The organism is Limnohabitans sp. Bal53 (assembly GCF_003063355.1).
Classification (GTDB): Bacteria; Pseudomonadota; Gammaproteobacteria; order Burkholderiales; family Burkholderiaceae_C; genus Limnohabitans_A.
Genome location: NZ_NESH01000001.1, coordinates 445,842 through 463,625, shown reverse-complemented (window position 1 = coordinate 463,625; position 17,784 = coordinate 445,842). Strand labels below are relative to the sequence as shown.

The 17,784-nt window shown below is 61.6% G+C and carries 13 protein-coding genes and 2 pseudogenes; 6 read left to right on the top strand and 9 right to left on the bottom strand.

Features of this window, described 5'->3' with window-relative positions:
- Positions 1-5: 5 nt before the first annotated feature.
- Both B9Z50_RS02160 and B9Z50_RS02155 read right to left on the bottom strand, forming a co-directional pair.
- Entirely contained in the window at positions 6-1,118 is a 1,113-nt protein-coding gene (locus tag B9Z50_RS02160) for a prolyl oligopeptidase family serine peptidase (protein ID WP_108362034.1), read from the bottom strand.
- A 117-nt stretch (positions 1,119-1,235) separates the two neighbouring features.
- On the bottom strand, positions 1,236-1,643 hold the full coding sequence (locus B9Z50_RS02155; RefSeq protein ID WP_108362508.1) for a DUF2306 domain-containing protein: 408 nt from the start codon (positions 1,641-1,643) through the stop codon (positions 1,236-1,238).
- Between the two features lie 240 nt (positions 1,644-1,883).
- Here B9Z50_RS02155 and B9Z50_RS02150 point away from each other — a divergent pair, with 240 nt between their 5' ends.
- Entirely contained in the window at positions 1,884-2,714 is an 831-nt protein-coding gene (locus B9Z50_RS02150) for an undecaprenyl-diphosphate phosphatase (RefSeq protein ID WP_108362033.1), read from the top strand.
- A gap of 11 nt (positions 2,715-2,725) precedes the next feature.
- On the opposite strand, the pseudogene B9Z50_RS02145 reads toward B9Z50_RS02150, so the two are convergent.
- The 4 genes and pseudogenes from B9Z50_RS02145 to mutS form a co-directional block, all read right to left on the bottom strand.
- A pseudogene (locus tag B9Z50_RS02145) lies at positions 2,726-3,340 on the bottom strand (alpha/beta fold hydrolase); the annotation flags it as partial.
- A 324-nt stretch (positions 3,341-3,664) separates the two neighbouring features.
- Positions 3,665-3,877: pseudogene (locus tag B9Z50_RS02140) on the bottom strand (alpha/beta hydrolase); the annotation flags it as partial.
- A gap of 175 nt (positions 3,878-4,052) precedes the next feature.
- Positions 4,053-4,880: a proteasome-type protease gene (locus B9Z50_RS02135; protein WP_108362032.1), complete on the bottom strand. Its 828-nt coding sequence runs from the start codon at positions 4,878-4,880 to the stop codon at positions 4,053-4,055.
- A gap of 11 nt (positions 4,881-4,891) precedes the next feature.
- A complete protein-coding gene (gene mutS / locus B9Z50_RS02130; RefSeq protein ID WP_108362507.1) occupies positions 4,892-7,552 on the bottom strand; it encodes a DNA mismatch repair protein MutS in 2,661 nt (886 codons plus the stop codon).
- Between the two features lie 78 nt (positions 7,553-7,630).
- Between mutS and B9Z50_RS02125 the strand changes: the two genes are divergently transcribed.
- Positions 7,631-8,017: a rhodanese-like domain-containing protein gene (locus B9Z50_RS02125; protein ID WP_233249716.1), complete on the top strand. Its 387-nt coding sequence runs from the start codon at positions 7,631-7,633 to the stop codon at positions 8,015-8,017.
- Between the two features lie 95 nt (positions 8,018-8,112).
- A complete protein-coding gene (locus B9Z50_RS02120) occupies positions 8,113-9,444 on the top strand; it encodes a hemolysin family protein (RefSeq protein WP_108362031.1) in 1,332 nt (443 codons plus the stop codon).
- Between the two features lie 84 nt (positions 9,445-9,528).
- Here B9Z50_RS02120 and B9Z50_RS02115 read toward each other — a convergent pair whose 3' ends face one another.
- The gene (locus B9Z50_RS02115) at positions 9,529-10,491 is read right to left on the bottom strand and encodes an inositol monophosphatase family protein (RefSeq protein ID WP_108362030.1); all 963 of its coding nucleotides are present in this window, start codon (positions 10,489-10,491) and stop codon (positions 9,529-9,531) included.
- Between the two features lie 148 nt (positions 10,492-10,639).
- On the opposite strand from B9Z50_RS02115, the gene B9Z50_RS02110 reads away from it, so the two are divergent.
- Both B9Z50_RS02110 and cysE read left to right on the top strand, forming a co-directional pair.
- Positions 10,640-11,371, top strand: a complete 732-nt coding sequence (locus B9Z50_RS02110) for an RNA methyltransferase (RefSeq protein WP_108362029.1) — start codon at positions 10,640-10,642, stop codon at positions 11,369-11,371.
- An 11-nt stretch (positions 11,372-11,382) separates the two neighbouring features.
- Positions 11,383-12,150, top strand: a complete 768-nt coding sequence (gene cysE / locus B9Z50_RS02105) for a serine O-acetyltransferase (protein ID WP_108362028.1) — start codon at positions 11,383-11,385, stop codon at positions 12,148-12,150.
- Between the two features lie 961 nt (positions 12,151-13,111).
- Here the strand turns inward: cysE and B9Z50_RS18055 are convergent.
- Both B9Z50_RS18055 and dnaG read right to left on the bottom strand, forming a co-directional pair.
- Positions 13,112-13,243 carry a hypothetical protein gene (locus B9Z50_RS18055; RefSeq protein WP_255418345.1) on the bottom strand — a complete coding sequence of 44 codons (132 nt, stop codon included), beginning with the start codon at positions 13,241-13,243 and terminating at the stop codon, positions 13,112-13,114.
- A 199-nt stretch (positions 13,244-13,442) separates the two neighbouring features.
- Positions 13,443-15,503 carry a DNA primase gene (gene dnaG, locus B9Z50_RS02095; protein ID WP_108362026.1) on the bottom strand — a complete coding sequence of 687 codons (2,061 nt, stop codon included), beginning with the start codon at positions 15,501-15,503 and terminating at the stop codon, positions 13,443-13,445.
- Positions 15,504-16,109: 606 nt separating this feature from the next.
- Here dnaG and B9Z50_RS02090 point away from each other — a divergent pair.
- Complete coding sequence (locus B9Z50_RS02090) at positions 16,110-17,756, top strand: acyl-CoA synthetase (protein WP_108362505.1); 1,647 nt, start codon at positions 16,110-16,112, stop codon at positions 17,754-17,756.
- Positions 17,757-17,784 lie beyond the last annotated feature (28 nt).

Here is a 17,784-nt window from a genome sequence, read left to right as displayed (position 1 = left end):
CTGATTCAGAGCTTTTGTATGAAGAATACCGCGATCTGGTCGAAGGCTTGTTGGCGGTCTGCGTCGGTGAATTCGGGCTTGGGCATGCCCCCGCGCATTTGGGTGGCGGCCACGGTTTGGGCCACGCTGGCAGGCCAGGGCGAGAGCCAGTCAAAGTGGCCCGATTGCGGGTGGTCCGACAGGGTGGTGCAGCTTGTGCAATGTTTCAGCACATGCTGACTGTGAAAGCGGGGCAGCAGTACGCTGTCACTGCCTGCGGTGCTCAAAGCGACGGGGATGCGGATGCGCGCCAGGCTTTCTGGGGTGAAGATGGCCCCGATGGGTACGGCCAGGCTGACGGCTACCACACGGGGGTCGGGGCGCGGGTCATGGCCTTGGCCGTTTGTCTTGGCATTGCCGCCGTGCACCACTTTCAAGTTGTCGGGGGCGTTGTTTTCGGTCAAAACCTTCGCCATGAAAAACTGCGTTTTGCGCTGAAGTTGGAGCCAGGTCTTTCCACCCAGACCGTTCAGACAAAAGCCGATGTCCTCGCTTTGGTGCTGTGCGCAGTGCTGCACCAAGTCGAGCATGCGCCATTGCGCCCCGGCCAGCACCAGGCCGGTCACGCCGCCCGCCGACATGCCGTGCACGCCCACGCTTCGGGTGTCCACCAACTCGGCCAGCGCCGGGTCACGCGCCACGGCGTCGATGGTCTCGCTCACGTCTTGCGGGCGGGTTTTCCAGCTCTCGGGGCCAGCGCGGCTGAAGTCTTGCCAGTTGTCCCCCCGGTGCTCGGGCTGGGCCACCACAAAACCGGCGCGGGCCAGCGTGGCGGCCAGGGTGTGGTCGGGCAGGGCGCTGCCTGCGGTGCCGTGCGACAAGACGATCAGCGCCCGCTTCGCCTTTGCCGCCGATGAAGGGGCGGGCAAAAGCGCTGCGTTGCTGGCGATTTGGACGGTGAACGCGCCGTAAGTGACGTCTTGGGCCGCTGCCGCTGTGGGGTAGACCAAGGTGATGGGCATGCCGTTCGACTGGATTTGGCGCATGCCCACGGAGGTGACTTGCGCCTGGCTGGCGCTGGCGGCCAGCAAGCCGAAGGCGCAAGCCAGGCGGGTAAAGGTTTGGAGAGGTGTATTCATGCCGTTTCTTTCATGCGTTTTGTTGTGGTTGAGTTGTGCTCCGACAAAAACATCCAACTTCGCGCTTGGTGAGCGTTGGCTATGTTTGTGGTGCACGTCTCAAAGTCCCTGGCTCAATCAACCCAGCCATCGACCCCAAATCAGTTGGCCCAGAAAGCGCCCGGGCAGCAGGGTGAGGCTGCCTGTGACGATGCAAGCCCAGAAATAAAGCTGTTGCATGGTTTTGCGGTGGCCTGTGATGTTGCCTTGGGCCAAAAACCTAAAGGCCCGGAACAGGCTGTACAGGCTCAGCGGAATGAGCAAATGGATGGGCGTGTAGCCCCAGAGGTTGGGCAGCCTGAAGTCGCGGATGAACAAGCCCGTGAGCGCGACCCCCAGCATGCAGGTGACCCAGGCGTAGCCCAGGGCACGGTGCAGTTGTGGGCGAAGGGTTGCGCCCATGCGGGCCCAGAGGACCCAGGGGCCGATGGCGACGGCGCTGAGCGCCAGGCTCAGGTGGACGGCGATGGTGGGTGTGAGTTGCACGGTTTTCCTCCTGACTTCTTGTGGTGGCTGCACTGTGGCAGCTGCATCAGGCGGGATCAACGGGTTTGCGACGAACTGCACGCGGGGCGCGTGAAAGGCCTTGGGCGGTCGCGAGTGGCGAGGCTGACAAGCGCTTTGTGGGGCGCTTTCGCCAACTCTTGGCGTGAGTTTCGATCGATGGGGTGAACAGTCCCCACCCGCTCAGCGACGATAATCCCCCCAGATTTTTGGGGAACGCTTGTGGATCTGATGTTATTGCTGAAAGCCGCCGTGATGGGCGTGGTGGAGGGTTTGACCGAGTTTTTACCGGTGTCGTCCACGGGGCATTTGATTTTGGCGGCCTCGCTGCTGGACATGCCGGGCGAGAAGACCAAGCTGTTTGAGGTGGTGATTCAGACCGGGGCGATTTTGGCCATCGTGTCGCTGTATGCGCAGCGTTTGTGGCAAACGGTGGTGGGCTTGCCTACGCAGCCGCAGGCGCGGCGCTTCACGGCCAATGTGTTGATCGGGTTTTTTCCAGCAGCGCTGGCCGGGTTTTTGTTCATCGATGTGATCAAAAGCGTGTTGTTCTCGCCCCTGGTCGTGGCTTTTGGCTTCATCGTGGGCGGTTTTGTGATTTTGTGTGTCGAGCGCTTGCAGCGCTTGGGTGCGGTCAGTCCCATCCAAGAGGTGGACGATGTGCGCTGGACCGATGCTTTGAAAGTCGGTTTGATTCAGTGCGCTGCCTTGGTGCCGGGCGTGAGCCGCTCGGGCGCCACGATCATCGGCGCCATGTGGCTGGGCTTTAACCGCAAGGCCGCCACCGAGTTCAGTTTCTTTCTGGCTATTCCCATGTTGTTTGGCGCGGCCGCCTACGACCTGTACAAAAACCATGCGCTCCTGACCTCGGCCGACATACCGATGTTTGTGGTCGGTTTGTTGGTGTCTTACCTGTCGGCTTGGGTGTGTGTGCGCTGGCTGCTGCGCTTTGTGGCCGACCACAGTTTTGTGGTGTTCGCCTGGTACCGCATCGCTTTTGGATTGGTGATTTTGGGCACCAGTTATGCGGGGGCGGTGAACTGGGTGGCTTGACCGGGCAGGGGTCAGGCGCCCAGGTTGCGCAAAGTCGCTTCGATGGCAGCGGCGGTGGCGATGGGTTTTTCCATGGGGAAGAGGTGAGAGCCGTCGAGCATCATGATGCGGCCTTTGACGACTTGGTGCGTCAGGTCGGTGCCGGCTTGGCGCATTTCGGCCGAGTGCGTGCCGCCGATGAAGGCGGCGGGGCATTTGAGGGGTTTGCGCTTGAGCAGGCTGTCGAGCTTGTGCGGCAGGCTGTTGTAGATCGCAGTTTCAATGTCGCGGTCGAAGCTGAGCACGCGCTGGCCTCCTTCGTCGTGCGTGCCGAACTCAATGTAGTCCTGCAGCACTTGCGGGTCCCAGCGGGCAAATGATTTTTTGTGCGCGAAGCTTTCCATCGCCGCTTGAGCATCGGGCCAGTGGTGGCGGCGTTTTTGGCTGATACGTCCGGGTGACAAAGCCCCAATCAATGGCGTGCGCTTGGCCAGACCCAGCGTAGTAGCCCGCCAGCCGCCCAGCACGGGCGAGTCGATCAGCACCACACCACGCGCCAGCTCGGGATGGCGGGCGGCGCACATGAGGCTCAAGATGCCGCCCAGCGAGTGACCGACCAGGAAGGCGGGTTCATCGGCTGTTTCAAGCGTTGTTGGAGAGCAAGGCATGGACTGCCGCGCTGCGCTCGCAGTGACGGAGTCGTAGTTATCGGGCGTGACGGATTGATAGTTATCGGGAGTGACGGATTGATAGTTATCGGGAGTGTCGGATTGGTAGTTATCGGGAGTGACGGATTGGTAGTTGTCGGGTGTGACGGATTGGTAGTTGTCGGGTGTGACGGGTTGGTAGTTGTCGGGAGTGATGAGTTGGCAGTTATCGGAAGAGATGTTTTGGCAGTCATCGCGCTTGCCTAGATCTCCGTCATCGCGAGGAACGAAGCGATCCATACCTTGTTGCGTTGTGCCTGCAAAAGCCTTGCTGTAGTGGTTTTGCTTGTGCCGCGCAAAGTCCGCCAGTTGTTCCACCAAGTGGGGCCAGTTGTTGGTGACGGGGTATTGCGGATCGTGGCCGAATTTCTCCACCGCGTCGACCACAAAGCCGCGCTGGCGCAGGTTCTCAAACAGCACCCGGTAGGTGCTGGCCGGGAAGCTGTTGCCGTGCGAGAAGATGATGCGGGGTTTCATGGCTGGTTGAGGTTCTTGGTTGTGCATCGACAAATGTGCAGCATCGCAGTGGACGATGGACGCTTCGCGGTCTGAGACCGCTCCCACAGAGGGCATGCCATGGCAGAGGGGGCAGGGTGTAGGAGCGGTCTCTGACCGCGATTCGTGGACGCAGTCCGTTGCGGGACCAGCGCCATCAGATCAGCTTTTCTTCGGGGGTGGTGATTTTTTTGAGCAAGGCATTGCGCTGCGCGGACACCATGAGCGGGATGTCGGTCGCGCCGCCGTTCCACATCGGGTCCTCGATGCTGTCGAACATCTGACGCAGTTTGTCGCCCCAGCTGGTGCGCAGCATTTTGAAGTAGGGGTTGTGCTCGTCGATGCACATGATGCGGTCGGTCTGCAAGCTGCCCGCTTGGTACACCACCATGTCCAGCGGCAAGCCCACCGACAGATTGGATTTGAGGGTGGAGTCCATCGACACAAGCGCGCATTTGGCGGCTTCGTCCAGCGGGGTGTCGGGGGTGATGACGCGGTCGAGCACGGGCTTGCCGTATTTGGATTCGCCGATCTGGAAGTAGGGCGTCTCGTCGGTCGCTTCGATGAAGTTGCCGGGCGAATAGACCTGAAACAGGCGCATGCCTTCGCCGCCGATCTGGCCGCCGAAGATCATGGATACGTTGAACTCCACACCCGAGGCGCGCAGCGCGGCGGCATCGCGCTCGTACACGCGGCGCACGGCAGCGCCCAGCACGCGGGTGGCGTCAAACATGCTCTTGGCGTTCCAGATGGTCAGGGGTTCATCTTGGCCAGGCTCGACCAGTTTTTCGATTTGCAGCACCTCGCGCACCGACTGCGAAATGCTCAGGTTGCCCGCCGACAACAAGGTCATGAAGCGGTCGCCCGCTTTTTCGTAAACGATCATTTTGCGGAAGGTGCTGATCTGGTCCAGGCCCGCATTGGTTCGGGAGTCAGACAAGAACACCAGTCCGGCGCGGGTTTTGACGGCAACGCAATAAGTCATGTGGGGGCTCTTTAATGTTTGGGCAGCAGGCGCTGCAAGGCATAGAGGGCGTCGAGCGCTTCGCGTGGGCTGAGCGCATCGGGGTTGATTTGCGCCAGTGCCACTTCAATGGGGCTGGGGCCGGTGGCTTCGGATTCGGGCGGGGCGGCGAACAGGTCCACCTGCTGGCGGCTTTCGTTGGCCCCGGCTTCCAGGGCGCTGAGCGCATGGCGGGCGTGGTTGAGCACAGCCGCGGGCATGCCGGCCAAACGCGCCACTTGCACGCCGTAGCTTTTGCTGGCGGGTCCAGGTTGCAGCTCGTGCAAAAACACAATCGACGCGCCCGATTCGGCCGCGCTCACATGCATGTTGACGGCGGCGGTGTGGGTGGCCGGGAACTCAGTCAGCTCGAAGTAGTGCGTGGCAAACAGCGCAAAAGCCTGCGTTTTGTTGTGCAGGTGCGTGGCGATGCCGCTGGCGAGCGCCAAGCCGTCAAAGGTCGATGTGCCGCGCCCGATTTCGTCCATCAGCACCAGGCTGTGCGGCGTGGCGCTGTGCAGAATTTGCGCGGCTTCGGTCATCTCCAGCATGAAGGTGGACTGGGCGTTGGCCAGGTCGTCGGCCGCACCTATGCGGGTGTGGATGGCGTCGATCGGCCCCAGGCGGCAGCGGCTGGCGGGCACTTGGCTGCCGATGCTGGCCAAGAGCACGATGAGTGCCACTTGGCGCATGTAGGTCGATTTACCGCCCATGTTGGGGCCGGTGATGATCTGCAGGCGCTGCTTGGTGCCCAGCACCGTGTCGTTGGCGATGAAGCTGGCCCCTGACATCTGAGCCAGCCTTGCCTCCACCACAGGGTGGCGGCCTTGGCGAATCTCGATGCAGGGCTCTTTGGTGAACTCGGGCGTGCACCAGTTGAGCGTCAAAGAGCGCTCGGTCAGGGCGCACAACACGTCCAGGCTGGCCATGGCCTGCGCCAGTGCGGTGAGCGCGGGCACAAAGGGCTGCAGCTGGTCGAGCAGGCCTTCGTAGAGCCACTTTTCGCGGGCCAGCGCGCGCTCTTGCGCAGACAGGGCTTTGTCTTCAAATGTTTTGAGCTCAGGCGTGATGAAGCGCTCGGCGTTTTTCAGGGTCTGGCGGCGACGGTAGTCGTCAGGTACTTTGTCGAGCTGCCCTTGCGTGACCTCGATGTAAAAGCCGTGCACCTTGTTGAACTGCACGCGCAGGTTGGCGATGCCAGTGCGCTCTTTTTCGCGGGTTTCCAGGTCGAGCAAAAACGCATCGCAGTTGGTTTGGATGCCACGCAACTCGTCCAGCTCGGCGTCAAGGCCGTCGGCGATCACACCGCCGTCGCGCACCAGGGCAGCGGGCTCTTCGAGCAGGGCCATTTGCAGCAGCTCGGCGCAGTTTGTGGGCGGCGTGAGCCAGCGGGCCATGCCGGCCAGCAAGGTGCTGGGCTCGGGCTGAAGCGCTTGCAGTTGCACAGACAAGGTGGCCGCACGCGCCAACGCATGGCGCAGCGCCACCAGCTCGCGGGGGCGCACTTGGCGCAGCGCGGTGCGGGCGGTGATGCGCTCCACGTCGCTGGCGCCTTTGAGCTGTTCTCGCAGGCTGCTCCAGGGGCCTGCGCCGCTGTCGCCGCGCAACACGGCTTGGGCTTGCAGGCGTTGTTGCGCCACTTGCCTGTCTCGCGGTGGGTTGAGCAGCCAGCTTTTGAGCAAGCGACTTCCCATGCCGGTCATGCAGGAGTCAAGCAACGCAAACAGCGTGGGCGAATCCGACGCGCTTTCGCCGCGCAGGGTTTGCGTCAGCTCCAAATTGCGGCGTGTGCTGGCGGGCAGGTCAATCAGCGCGTCCGAGCGCTGCACCTGCACCCGCTGCACATGCGGCAGGCGGCGGCCTTGTGTGTGTTCGGCGTAAGTGAGCAGTGCCGCAGCGGCGGCGTGCGCGTCGGCCAGCGCATCGGCGCTCCAAGCGGCGAGTGACGCGGCCTGCAGTTGCTCCAGCAGTTTGCGCTGGCCCAAGCCCGCGTCAAATTGAAAGTCGGGCCGCATGGCAAAAGACCAGCTGCCCCGACCAGCGGTTTTGAGGCTGCGCAGTTTTTGCTCAAAGGTGGGCGTCATGCCCGCGCTGGCCAGCAGTTCGCTGGGCGCGATGCGGTCGATCCAGTCGGCCAGTTCATCTTGGCCGCATTCGGCCAGGTGCACCACGCCTTGGGTGACGCTCAGCCACGCCAAGCCGCAGCGGTTTTTGCCCGCTTGGTGTACGGCCAGCAAGATCGCTTCGCTTTTGTCGGACAGCAGCTCGGTGTCGGTCAGGGTGCCGGGGGTGACCACGCGCACCACTTTGCGCTCGACCGGGCCTTTGGATGTAGCCACATCGCCCACTTGTTCACAAATAGCGACCGACTCGCCCAGCTTGATGAGCCGGGCCAAATACGTCTCGACCGAATGAAAGGGCACACCCGCCATCAGCACGGGCTGGCCCGCCGACTGACCCCGGCGCGTCAAGGTGATGTCGAGCAGGCCTGCGGCTTTTTCGGCGTCGCCAAAGAAGAGCTCGTAAAAGTCGCCCATGCGGTAAAACACCAGCGTGTCTGGAAACTCCGCCTTGATGCCCAGGTACTGGGCCATCATGGGCGTGTGGCCAGCGTAGTCAGCGGGGCTGGGGGCAGGAGAGGTGTCGTTTGGCATCAAGGGCTGGGCCGATTCGGCAGGGATCACCGGGGCAGGTGTGCAATAGAGCGTTGATTTTATTCGGCGCGGGGTACCATGGCGGTCCTTGTTGTGATGCACGAAGGTTTTGGACGCATGGAATTCTTGAAAAACTACTGGCCCATGTTGGCCTTGGCCCTTTGGTTGGGCTACAAATGGTGGAATGCCCGCCGTGTGGTGGGCATGCTGCCCGCTTTGAAGCAGCAAGGCGCAACCATGCTGGATGTGCGCTCAGTGGCTGAATTTGCCAGCGCCAATGCGCCCGGCACGGTCAATATTCCATTGCAGGAACTGGGTGCCCGGCTCGATGAAATTCCACGCAATGCGCCAGTGGTGGTGGGCTGCGCCAGTGGCACCCGCAGTGGCATGGCCAAGATGCTGCTCAAAAAGAAGGGTTTTTCGCCGGTTCACAACATCGGGGCTTGGCCCAACTTTTTGAAGTGATGTTGCGCGCAGGCCGTCAAGGCCATTGGGGGGCTGAAATGCATTTGCATACAATGTAAGCCTCTCAACTCTCAGGGCTCAGGCGAGCCCGTTGTATGGAAATAGCGATACTTTTTGCCCTCATCTGCCTGAACGGGGTGTTTGCCATGTCCGAGATTGCCTTGGTCACGGCCCGTAAAGCCCGGCTTCAGAAGCTCATCGATGAGGGCGACAGCGGCGCGGCAGCGGCTGTCAAACTGGGGGAAGACCCCACGCGCTTTTTGTCCACCATCCAGATCGGCATCACCTCCATCGGTGTGCTGAACGGTATTGTGGGTGAGGCCGCTTTGGCTGCGCCCATGGCCATGTGGCTGATGTCTTTGGGTGTCCCTGATGCTTATGCCAGCTTTGCCGCCACTGGCATTGTGGTGTTGACGATCACCTATTTCTCGATTGTGGTGGGCGAGTTGGTGCCCAAGCGCATCGGTCAGTCTTACCCTGAGACCTTTGCCCGCCTGGTGGCCCGCCCCATCAACTTTCTGGCGCTGGCGACCAAGCCTTTTGTGATTTTGTTGTCGGCTTCCACCCGCGCCTTGTTGCGCCTGATGGGTGTGAAGGAGACCAAGGGCACGCCCGTGACCGAAGAAGAAATCCACGCCATGCTGGTCGAGGGCACTTCTGCCGGTGTGATCGAGTCGCACGAGCACACCATGGTGCGCAACGTGTTCCGCTTGGACGACCGGCAAATCGGTTCGCTCATGGTGCCGCGTGCAGACATCGTGTGTTTGGACGTAGACGACTCTTTTGAGGATAACTTACGCCACATCGAAGAGTCAGACCACGCACGCTTTCCGGTGGTGCAAGGCGGCATTGAAAACATCTTGGGTGTGATCAATGCGCGCCAATGGTTGGCTCGCGCCCTGAAGGACAAGTCGCAGTCGCTGCGCGAGCAAGCGCTTCAATCGCCTTTGTATGTGCCCGAGACCATCACCGGCATGGAGTTGCTGGACAACTTCAGGCTGTCCGATGTGCACATGGCCTTTGTGATTGATGAGTACGGTGAGGTGCAGGGCATCATCACGCTGCAGGACTTGATCGAGGCGATCACGGGCGAGTTCCAGCCACGAGATCCCGAAACCTCTTGGGCGGTGCAGCGCGAAGACGGCAGCTGGCTGCTGGACGGCCACATTCCGGTGCCGGAACTCAAGGACCGCTTGGGTCTGGAAGAGGTGCCCGAAGAAGAGCGTGGCCGCTACCACACCCTGAGCGGCATGATCATGCTGCTGACCGGCACCTTGCCCAAGGTGGCCGATGTCGTGCAGTGGGAAGGCTGGCGGCTGGAGATCGTGGACATGGATGGACGCGCCATCGACAAGGTGTTGGCCGTGCGCTTGCCGTCTGAAGATGCGAAGGGCGATTCAGACGACGAGCCAACACCCGGCAACTGATGGGCCTGCAGGCACAAAAAAAGCACCCCACTTGGGGTGCTTTTTTTGTGGTGAAGACGCGTGTTGGACGCGTCCGTCGCGCGCTTAAAACGGCGCGTCTTTGCGCTCGTCGCTGGCCGCTTCGGTGCTTTCGCTGGGGGCAGCGTCAGCGCCTTCGGCGTCCGGGTTGTGCGTATCACCAGTGCGCTCGCGGCTCAGGGCGTCCACAGCGGTGCGCACGTTGGCCTTGTCGCCCGCACTGGCAAATTTGCTGTACTTGCCCAAGATGGTGACCAGCTGGCCGTAAATGCGAGGGGCACCCGCCAGGCACTCTTTTTGTTCCAAAAAGTCGGACTCGCCCGTGAAGTTGCCGATCAGGCCACCGGCTTCGGTCACCAGCAGCGAGCCTGCAGCGACGTCCCAAGGCGAGAGGCCTGTTTCAAAGAAACCGTCGGTGAAACCTGCGGCCACGTAGGCCAAGTCCAAAGCGGCGGAACCGGGGCGGCGCAGGCCGGCGGTGCGTTGCATGACGTCGCCCATCATGCGCAGGTACTGGTTGAAGTTGTCGCCCTTGCGGAAGGGAAAGCCCGTTGAGATGATGCATTCCTGCAAGCGGATGCGCTTGCTCACGCGCAGGCGGCGGTCATTCATGAACGCACCACGGCCTTTGGTGGCGGTGAATAAATCGTTGCGGGTGGGGTCGTAAATGACGGCTTGCTCGATCTTGCCGCGCACTTGCAGGGCAATGCTCACGCAGTAAACGGGGAAGCCGTGGATGAAGTTGGTCGTGCCGTCCAGGGGGTCGATGATCCAGATGTGGTCAGCGAGCGGGTTACCGAATTCGCGGCCCGACTCTTCGGCCAGGATGCCGTGGTCAGGGTAGGCGGTCAGCAGGGTCTCGATGATGACTTTTTCGCTGGCGTGGTCAATTTCGGTGACGAAGTCATTGACCTGCTTTTGCGAGATGCGGACCGCTTCAACGTCGAGCGCAGCGCGGTTGATGATGGCGCCAGCGGCGCGCGCAGCCTTGATGGCCACGTTGAGCATGGGGTGGAGATTGGACGACATGAATTGTGTGAAGAACGGGTGTAACGCACGCACGATCGCGGCAACAAGGGCTGCATTTTCTCATGAAAAGCACGCACGCCCGTCATTTGGGTGTCACGCAGCGCCGAGGCGGTCTCGCGGGCCAGGTCCCAGGGTGGACAATCGGGGCATGCAAACGCGATTTATCTTGATAGAAACCAGCCATGCTGGCAATGTGGGCGCTGCCGCCCGGGCCCTGAAGGTCATGGGCTTTGACGATTTGGTGCTGGTGGCACCCCGCTGGCCGAATGTGCTGCGCAAAGAGGAAACCATTCAGCGCGCCAGTGGCGCCAACGATGTGCTGGCCAAGGCCCGTGTGGTGGAGACACTGGAAGAAGCTTTGGATGGCGTGACCCACCTGTGTGCCACCGCCATGACGCCGCGCGACTTTGGCCCGCCCACCCGCTCGCCCCGGGAGCACTTTGCCGAGTTGACCCGGCCCGGTGCACCCGAGCAATGTGTGGCCTTCTTGTTCGGCTCTGAGCGGTTTGGCATGAAAAACGAGGATGTTTACCGCTGCCATGTGGCGCTGTCGATCCCGACGAATCCGCAGTTTGGCTCGCTCAACTTGGGCTCGGCCATTCAGGTCATCGCCTATGACTGGCGGGTGGCTTTGGGCGGTTTCCCCGTGCAGGACGCCGTGCCGCCCGCGGACAAGGCCGACGCACAACAAGTGGCGGGCATGCTCGGCCACTGGGAGCAGGCGCTGACCGACATTGGTTTTCTGGACCCGGCTGCCCCCAAAAAACTCATGCCGCGCCTGAACCAGTTGTTCAACCGGGCCGACTTGAGCCCGGAAGAAATCCACATCCTGCGCGGGGTGGCGAAGGCCATGATCCAAAACGCCAGCGGCAAGCGATAGACTCAAAGCCTATGTTTTCTCGCCTTCGCTCCGACATCCAATGCATCCTTGACCGGGACCCCGCAGCACGCACCGCCTGGGAGGTGCTGACCTGTTACCCAGGCCTGCACGCCTTGGTGCTGCACCGCCGGGCGCACTGGTGCTGGAACCACGGCTTCAAGTGGTTGGGTCGTTTCATCTCGCATGTGGCTCGGGGCTTGACCGGCATTGAAATCCACCCGGGGGCCAAGATCGGTGAGCGCGTGTTTTTTGACCACGCCATGGGTGTGGTGGTGGGCGAAACCGCTGAAATTGGCGACGGTTGCACGATTTACCAAGGCGTGACCTTGGGCGGCACATCGCTGTACAAAGGTGTTAAGCGTCACCCAACACTGGGTAAAGATGTGGTGGTCAGCGCTGGGGCCAAGGTGCTGGGCGGCTTTGAGGTGGGTGATGGGGCCAAGATTGGTAGCAATGCCGTGGTCATCAAGCCGGTGCCTGCGGGGGCCACAGCGGTGGGCATTCCAGCGCGCATCATTCCGTCCAAGGCGGGTGAGAGTGCTGATGTGTCGAGCACGGACCGCAAGTTCACGGCTTATGGCATCACGCAAGACGATGACCCGGTCAGTCAGGCACTGCGCGGTTTGATCGACAACGCGGCCGGGCAAGAACACCAGATCGCCATGATCTGGCAAGCGCTGGAGCAGCTGTGTGCCCAGCAGCAAGTGGCCATGCCTGGCGATGCGGCCACCCGCGAGACCTTCGAGGCGGACAAGTTCACCCAGCTGGTGGGCAAGTAAGGCCCGACATGCTTTGTTGGATCGGTGGCTGACCGTAATAAGCGGGGCATGGGTCGACCGTCATGTTGTAGGAGCGGTCTCAGACCGCGATGGCTTCGGCACAAGTATTTTCGCGGTCAGAGACCGCTCCCACAAAATCCAATCGAGCACCGATCCAGTTTGTCAGGATCGGTGGTTGACCGCGTAAAGCTGGGCATGGGTCGGCTGTCGTGTTGTAGGAGCGTTCTCTGACCGCGAAGGCTTCGGCACAAGTATTTTCGCGGTCAGAGACCGCTCCCACAAAAGCCAATCAAGTACAGATCCAGTTTGGCAGGATCGGTGGCTGTCCGCAAAGAGCGGGCCATGGGTCGACCGTCATGTTGTAGGAGCGGTCTCAGACCGCGATGGCTTCGGCACAAGTATTTTCGCGGTCAGAGACCGCTCCCACAAAAGCCAATCGAGCACCGATCCAGTTTTGCAGGATCGGTGGCTGACCGCGTAAAGCTGGCCATGGGGCGGCTGTCATGTTGTAGGAGCTGTCTCTGACCGCGATGGCTTTGGCACGGGCATTTTCGCGGTCAGAGACCGCTCCCACAAAAGCCAATCAAGTACAGATCCAGTTTTGCAGGATCGGTAGCTGACCGCGCAAAGCTGGGCATGGGGCGGCTGTCATGTTGTAGGAGCGGTCTCAGACCGCGAAGGCTTCGGCACGGGCATTTTCGCGGTCAGAGACCGCTCCCACAAAAGCCAATCGAGCACAGATCCAGTTTTGCAGGATCGGTGGCTGACCGCCAAAAGCTGGCCATGGGGCGGCTGTCATGTTGTAGGAGCGGTCTCAGACCGCGATGGCATCGGTACGGGCATTGTCGCGGTCAGAGACCGCTCCCACAAAAGCCAGTCAAGTACAGATCCAGTTTTGCAGGATCGGTGGCTGACCGCGTAAAGCTGGGCATGTGTCGGCTGTCATGTTGTAGGAGCGGTCTCAGACCGCGAAGGCTTCGGCGCGGGCATTTTCGCGGTCAGAGACCGCTCCCACAAAAGCCAATCGAGCACCGATCCAGTTTTGCAGGATCGGTGGTTGACCGTAATAAGCGGGCCATGGGGCGGCTGTCATGTTGTAGGAGCGGTCTCAGACCGCGAAGGCTTCGGCTCGAGTATTTTCGCGGTCAGAGACCGTTCCTACAAAAGTCAAACAAGCACAGACCAGTCAGCTAGTCAGACACACCAGCCACTGGGAATCGGTCCAAGTCAGTCATTAAAACCCGGCACAATTTTGGGCAAAGTTTTTGCAGCGGCGACAAGGGCCGAGAGTTTCAGGACTCGTTGTGCGGTGTTGCTGCCGCCATCAGCGCTTTGCGGCGTTCGTGCAGGCTGCGCCAGCGTTGCTGGGCTTCGGGGTCTTGCCCGGTGCTGGCCTGGGTCAGGGCTTCGGTTTCGAGCTGCTTGAGGCGGTCGATCATCAGCATGGTGAGCAAGCGGCGCAGTTCCTGGCGGGCTTCTTGTGGGTCGGGCGGGGTGGCGTCTTCGCTGCCGGCCACAGCGCTCAGTTTATCCTGCGCCATCCAGCGGGTGGCGTCGTCGGCAAAAGGCTGGCCTTGCATGTGCTCACGCAGGGTGGACCAGCCCAAAGCCCCTTGTTCATGGAACTCCGATTCGAGCCACGCAAACAGCGGACCGTGTGGCGCGGGCAGGGCGCACAGCATGGCGTGGTCTTCACCCGCCAAGGTTTCCCAGAGCGCCATATTGCCCAGCAGCAGGCGGGCGGCGTGGTCGGCCCGGCTGGCGGGCACGGTGCGTGGGCCGGTGTAAACCGGTGGCTGCTCGCGTTTGTATTTGCTGTTGCCAAACTTGCTGCCCGGCGTCCAGTTGGGATTTTTGTTTTTCCAGTTGCTGTTGCCGTTGGACTGCGCAAACGTGTTGGCCCCCGACCAGGCTGGCGGCTCGCCGTAGTGCGGCTCAAACTGGGGGTAGTCGTCATGCCCAGCGCTGGCCGCTTGGCTGAAAGCCGCGTTGGGCGACTGGGCTGCGGGTGTGGCCGCATTGCGTGCCGCGGGTGCAAAGCGCTGGTCGCTGGCCGCTTGTTGCCCCCACAGTTTTTCCAGGCCTGCGGTTTCCAGTTGGATGAGTTGCGCCAGCTCCGACAGCAATTGCTGCTTGAGCGCACCGTCGGGCAGCAGTTGCCACAGTGGGCGGGCCTGGCTGGACAGGCGGGCGCGGCCTTCGGCGCTTTGCAGGTCGCAGTCGACGCTGGCCGCTTCGATCAAAAAGCGCGACAGCGGCATGGCTTGCTTGATCTGATCGGCAAAGGCGTCCTGGCCAAACTCGCGCACATAGCTGTCGGGGTCGTGCTCTGCGGGCAAAAACAAAAACTTGATGCTGCGCACATCGGTGGCGTAGGGCAGGGCGCCATCGAGCGCCTTGCGGGCGGCGCGCCGGCCTGCGCCGTCGCCGTCAAAGCTGAAGACGACCGAATCGGTGAAGCGGAACAGCTTTTGCACATGGTCGGGCGTGCAGGCCGTGCCCAGCGTGGCCACAGCGTTGGCAAAGCCCAGTTGGGCCAGCGCCACCACGTCCATGTAGCCTTCGGTCACCAGCACATAGCCCGCGCTGTGCAGGGCTTCGCGCGCTTCGTACAGGCCATACAGCTCGCGGCCTTTGTGAAACACCGGGGTTTCAGGCGAGTTGAGGTATTTGGGGGTGCCGCTGCCAATCACCCGCCCACCAAAGCCGATGCACTCGCCTTTGATGTTGCGGATCGGGAACATGATGCGGTCGCGAAAACGGTCGTAGCGTTTGTCGTCTTCTTCGTTGACGATCACCAAGCCCGACTCGGCCAAAAGCGGGTCGTCGTATTTGGGGAAGATGCTGGCCAGAGAGCGCCAGCCCTCGGGCGCATAGCCCAGGCCAAAGCGCTTGGCGATCTGGCCCGACAGGCCCCGGCCCTTGAGGTAATCGATGGCGTGCGGCGTGATTTTGAGCTGGTCGCGGTAAGCCTCGCCTGCTTTCTCCAGCACATCGCTCAGGCTGTCTTGCTTGGCCTTGGCGGCGGCGGCGCGGGCGCGGTCTTCGGGCGACTGTTGTTCTTCGGGCACCACCATGCCGGTTTGCTGGGCCAGGTCTTTCACGGCTTCGATGAAGGTCATGCCTGCATGCTCCATCAAAAAGCCGATGGCATTGCCGTTTTTGCCGCAGCCAAAGCAATGGAAAAACTGTTTGGTGGGGCTGACGCTGAAGCTGGGGGATTTTTCGCCATGGAAGGGGCACAGGCCCATGAAGTTGGCGCCGCCTTTCTTGAGTTGCACGTACTTGCCCACGATGTCGACCACGTCGACGCGGGACAGCAACTCCTGAATGAAAGACTGGGGGATGGCCATCGGGGTATTTTCGCCGAAGTTCGGGCTGCCTTAGGTCTTGCTGTGTCACGGTAGGCGCGGCAAAAAATCGTCATGGCGAGCGCAGCGCGGCCATTCATGCGTCTGTGGACCACGGTGGATCGCTTCGTGCCTCGCGATGACGCCGATCTCGTCATGGCGAGCGAAGCGCGGCCATCCAAGCGTTTGTGGACCACTATGGATCGCTTCGTGCCTCGCGATGACGCTGTTCCCGTCATGGCGAGCGCAGCGCGGCCATCCAAGCGTTTGTGGACCACTATGGATCGCTTCGTGCCTCGCGATGACGCTGTTCCCGTCATAGCGAACGCAGCGCAGCCATCCATGCATGTGTGGGCCATGGTGGATCGCTTCGTGCCTCGCGATGACGCTGTTCCCGTCATAGCGAACGCAGCGCAACCATCCATGCATTTGTGGACCATGGTGGATCGCTTCGTGCCTCGCGATGACGCTGTTCCCGTCATAGCGAACGCAGCGCAACCATCCATGCGTTTGTGGACCATGGTGGATCGCTTCGTGCTTCGCGATGACGCCGATCTCGTCATGGCGAGTGCATTGCCTACAATGAAACCAACAAGCCAGGAGACCCCCATGACCAGTATCTTTGACCAAGACTTGCCCCAGACCCCCGCCAACCACGCGCCGATTTCGCCCTTGAGCTTCATTGAGCGTACGGCCGAGGTCTACCCCCAGCGGCTGGCTATCGTGCATGGCGATTTGCGCCAGGACTGGACTACCACTTACCGCCGCACCCGCCAACTGGCCAGCGCGCTGGCGCAGGCGGGCATTGGCAAAAACGACACGGTGGCTGTGATGTTGCCCAACACGCCACCCATGGTGGAAGCGCACTTTGGCATTCCCATGGCCGGGGCGGTGCTCAACGCCCTCAACACCCGGCTGGACCCGGAGACGGTGGCATTCATGCTGGACCATGGCGAGGCCAAGGCCGTCATCGTAGACCCCGAGTTTGCGGGTGTGATGAAAAAAGCCCTGGCGCTTCGCCAGTCCACACGGCCTTTGCTGGTGATCGATGTGGAAGACGCGCTTTACACCGGCCCGACTGAAAAATTGGGCACGGTCACTTATGAAGCCTTTGTGGCCAGCGGTGACGCCGACTTCGTCTGGAGCCTGCCTGCCAACGAGTGGGACGCGATTGCGCTGAACTACACCAGCGGCACCACCGGCAACCCCAAGGGCGTGGTTTATCACCACCGGGGTGCGGCGACGAATGCGATCTCGAACATTCTGGAATGGGACATGCCCAAACACGCGGTCTACATGTGGACGCTGCCCATGTTCCATTGCAACGGCTGGTGCTTTCCGTGGACAGTGGCCGCGCGGGCTGGCGTGAACGTGTGTTTGCGCAAGGTGGATGCACAGGCCATGTTCGACGCCATGCGTAACCATGGCGTCACGCATTACTGTGGTGCGCCCATCGTGCACGGCCTGCTGGTCAATGCCCCGGCGGCCATGAAGGCGGGTGTGCCCGCTGGCATCAAGGCGATGGTGGCGGGCGCAGCGCCCCCGGCCTCGATGATCGAGGGCATGGAGCAAATGGGCTTTGACTTGACCCATGTGTACGGCCTGACCGAGGTCTATGGCCCCGCCACCGTGTGCCCCAAGCATCCTGAGTGGGACGCGCTTGACATTGGCGAGCGGGCCCGGCTGAATGCCCGCCAAGGCGTGCGCTACCACCTGCAGCGCGATGTGCGGGTGCTCAATCCTGAGACGATGCAACCGGTGCCGCAAGATGGCGAGACCATGGGCGAGATCATGTTCAAGGGCAACATCACCATGAAGGGTTACCTCAAGAACCCCAAGGCCACGCAAGAGGCGTTTGCGGGCGGCTGGTTCCACAGCGGGGACCTGGCGGTGCAGTACCCGGACGGTTACTTCAAGATCAAGGACCGCAGCAAAGACATCATCATCTCAGGCGGCGAAAACATTTCATCCATTGAGGTGGAAGACGTGCTCTACCGCCACCCCGCGGTGCTGGCCGCCGCCGTGGTGGCCAAGCCCGATGCACGTTGGGGCGAGACGCCTTGCGCCTTTGTGGAGTTGAAAGCCGACGCCCAGGTCACAGCCGAGCAGATCGTGGCGCATTGCAAGCAGCACTTGGCGGGCTTCAAGGTGCCGCGCGCGGTGGTGTTTGGTGAGTTGCCCAAAACCAGCACGGGCAAGATTCAAAAGTTTGAGTTGCGCAAACAGGCGGGGTCGGCTGCGGCGATTGACGTGTGAGGACTGGCCTGAGGCGCTGAGCTCTTGA

Coding starts and splice junctions, on each gene's coding strand:
- B9Z50_RS02115 (WP_108362030.1), bottom strand. CDS start 10,491: ATGTCGTCCAATCTCCACCCCATGCTCAACGTGGCCATCAAGGCTGCG.
- mutS (WP_108362507.1), bottom strand. CDS start 7,552: ATGCCAAACGACACCTCTCCTGCCCCCAGCCCCGCTGACTACGCTGGC.
- cysE (WP_108362028.1), top strand. CDS start 11,383: ATGTTTTCTCGCCTTCGCTCCGACATCCAATGCATCCTTGACCGGGAC.
- dnaG (WP_108362026.1), bottom strand. CDS start 15,503: ATGGCCATCCCCCAGTCTTTCATTCAGGAGTTGCTGTCCCGCGTCGAC.
- B9Z50_RS02125 (WP_233249716.1), top strand. CDS start 7,631: ATGGCGGTCCTTGTTGTGATGCACGAAGGTTTTGGACGCATGGAATTC.
- B9Z50_RS02135 (WP_108362032.1), bottom strand. CDS start 4,880: ATGACTTATTGCGTTGCCGTCAAAACCCGCGCCGGACTGGTGTTCTTG.
- B9Z50_RS02090 (WP_108362505.1), top strand. CDS start 16,110: ATGACCAGTATCTTTGACCAAGACTTGCCCCAGACCCCCGCCAACCAC.
- B9Z50_RS02160 (WP_108362034.1), bottom strand. CDS start 1,118: ATGAATACACCTCTCCAAACCTTTACCCGCCTGGCTTGCGCCTTCGGC.
- B9Z50_RS02120 (WP_108362031.1), top strand. CDS start 8,113: ATGGAAATAGCGATACTTTTTGCCCTCATCTGCCTGAACGGGGTGTTT.
- B9Z50_RS02110 (WP_108362029.1), top strand. CDS start 10,640: ATGCAAACGCGATTTATCTTGATAGAAACCAGCCATGCTGGCAATGTG.
- B9Z50_RS18055 (WP_255418345.1), bottom strand. CDS start 13,243: ATGACAGCCGCCCCATGGCCCGCTTATTACGGTCAACCACCGATCCTG.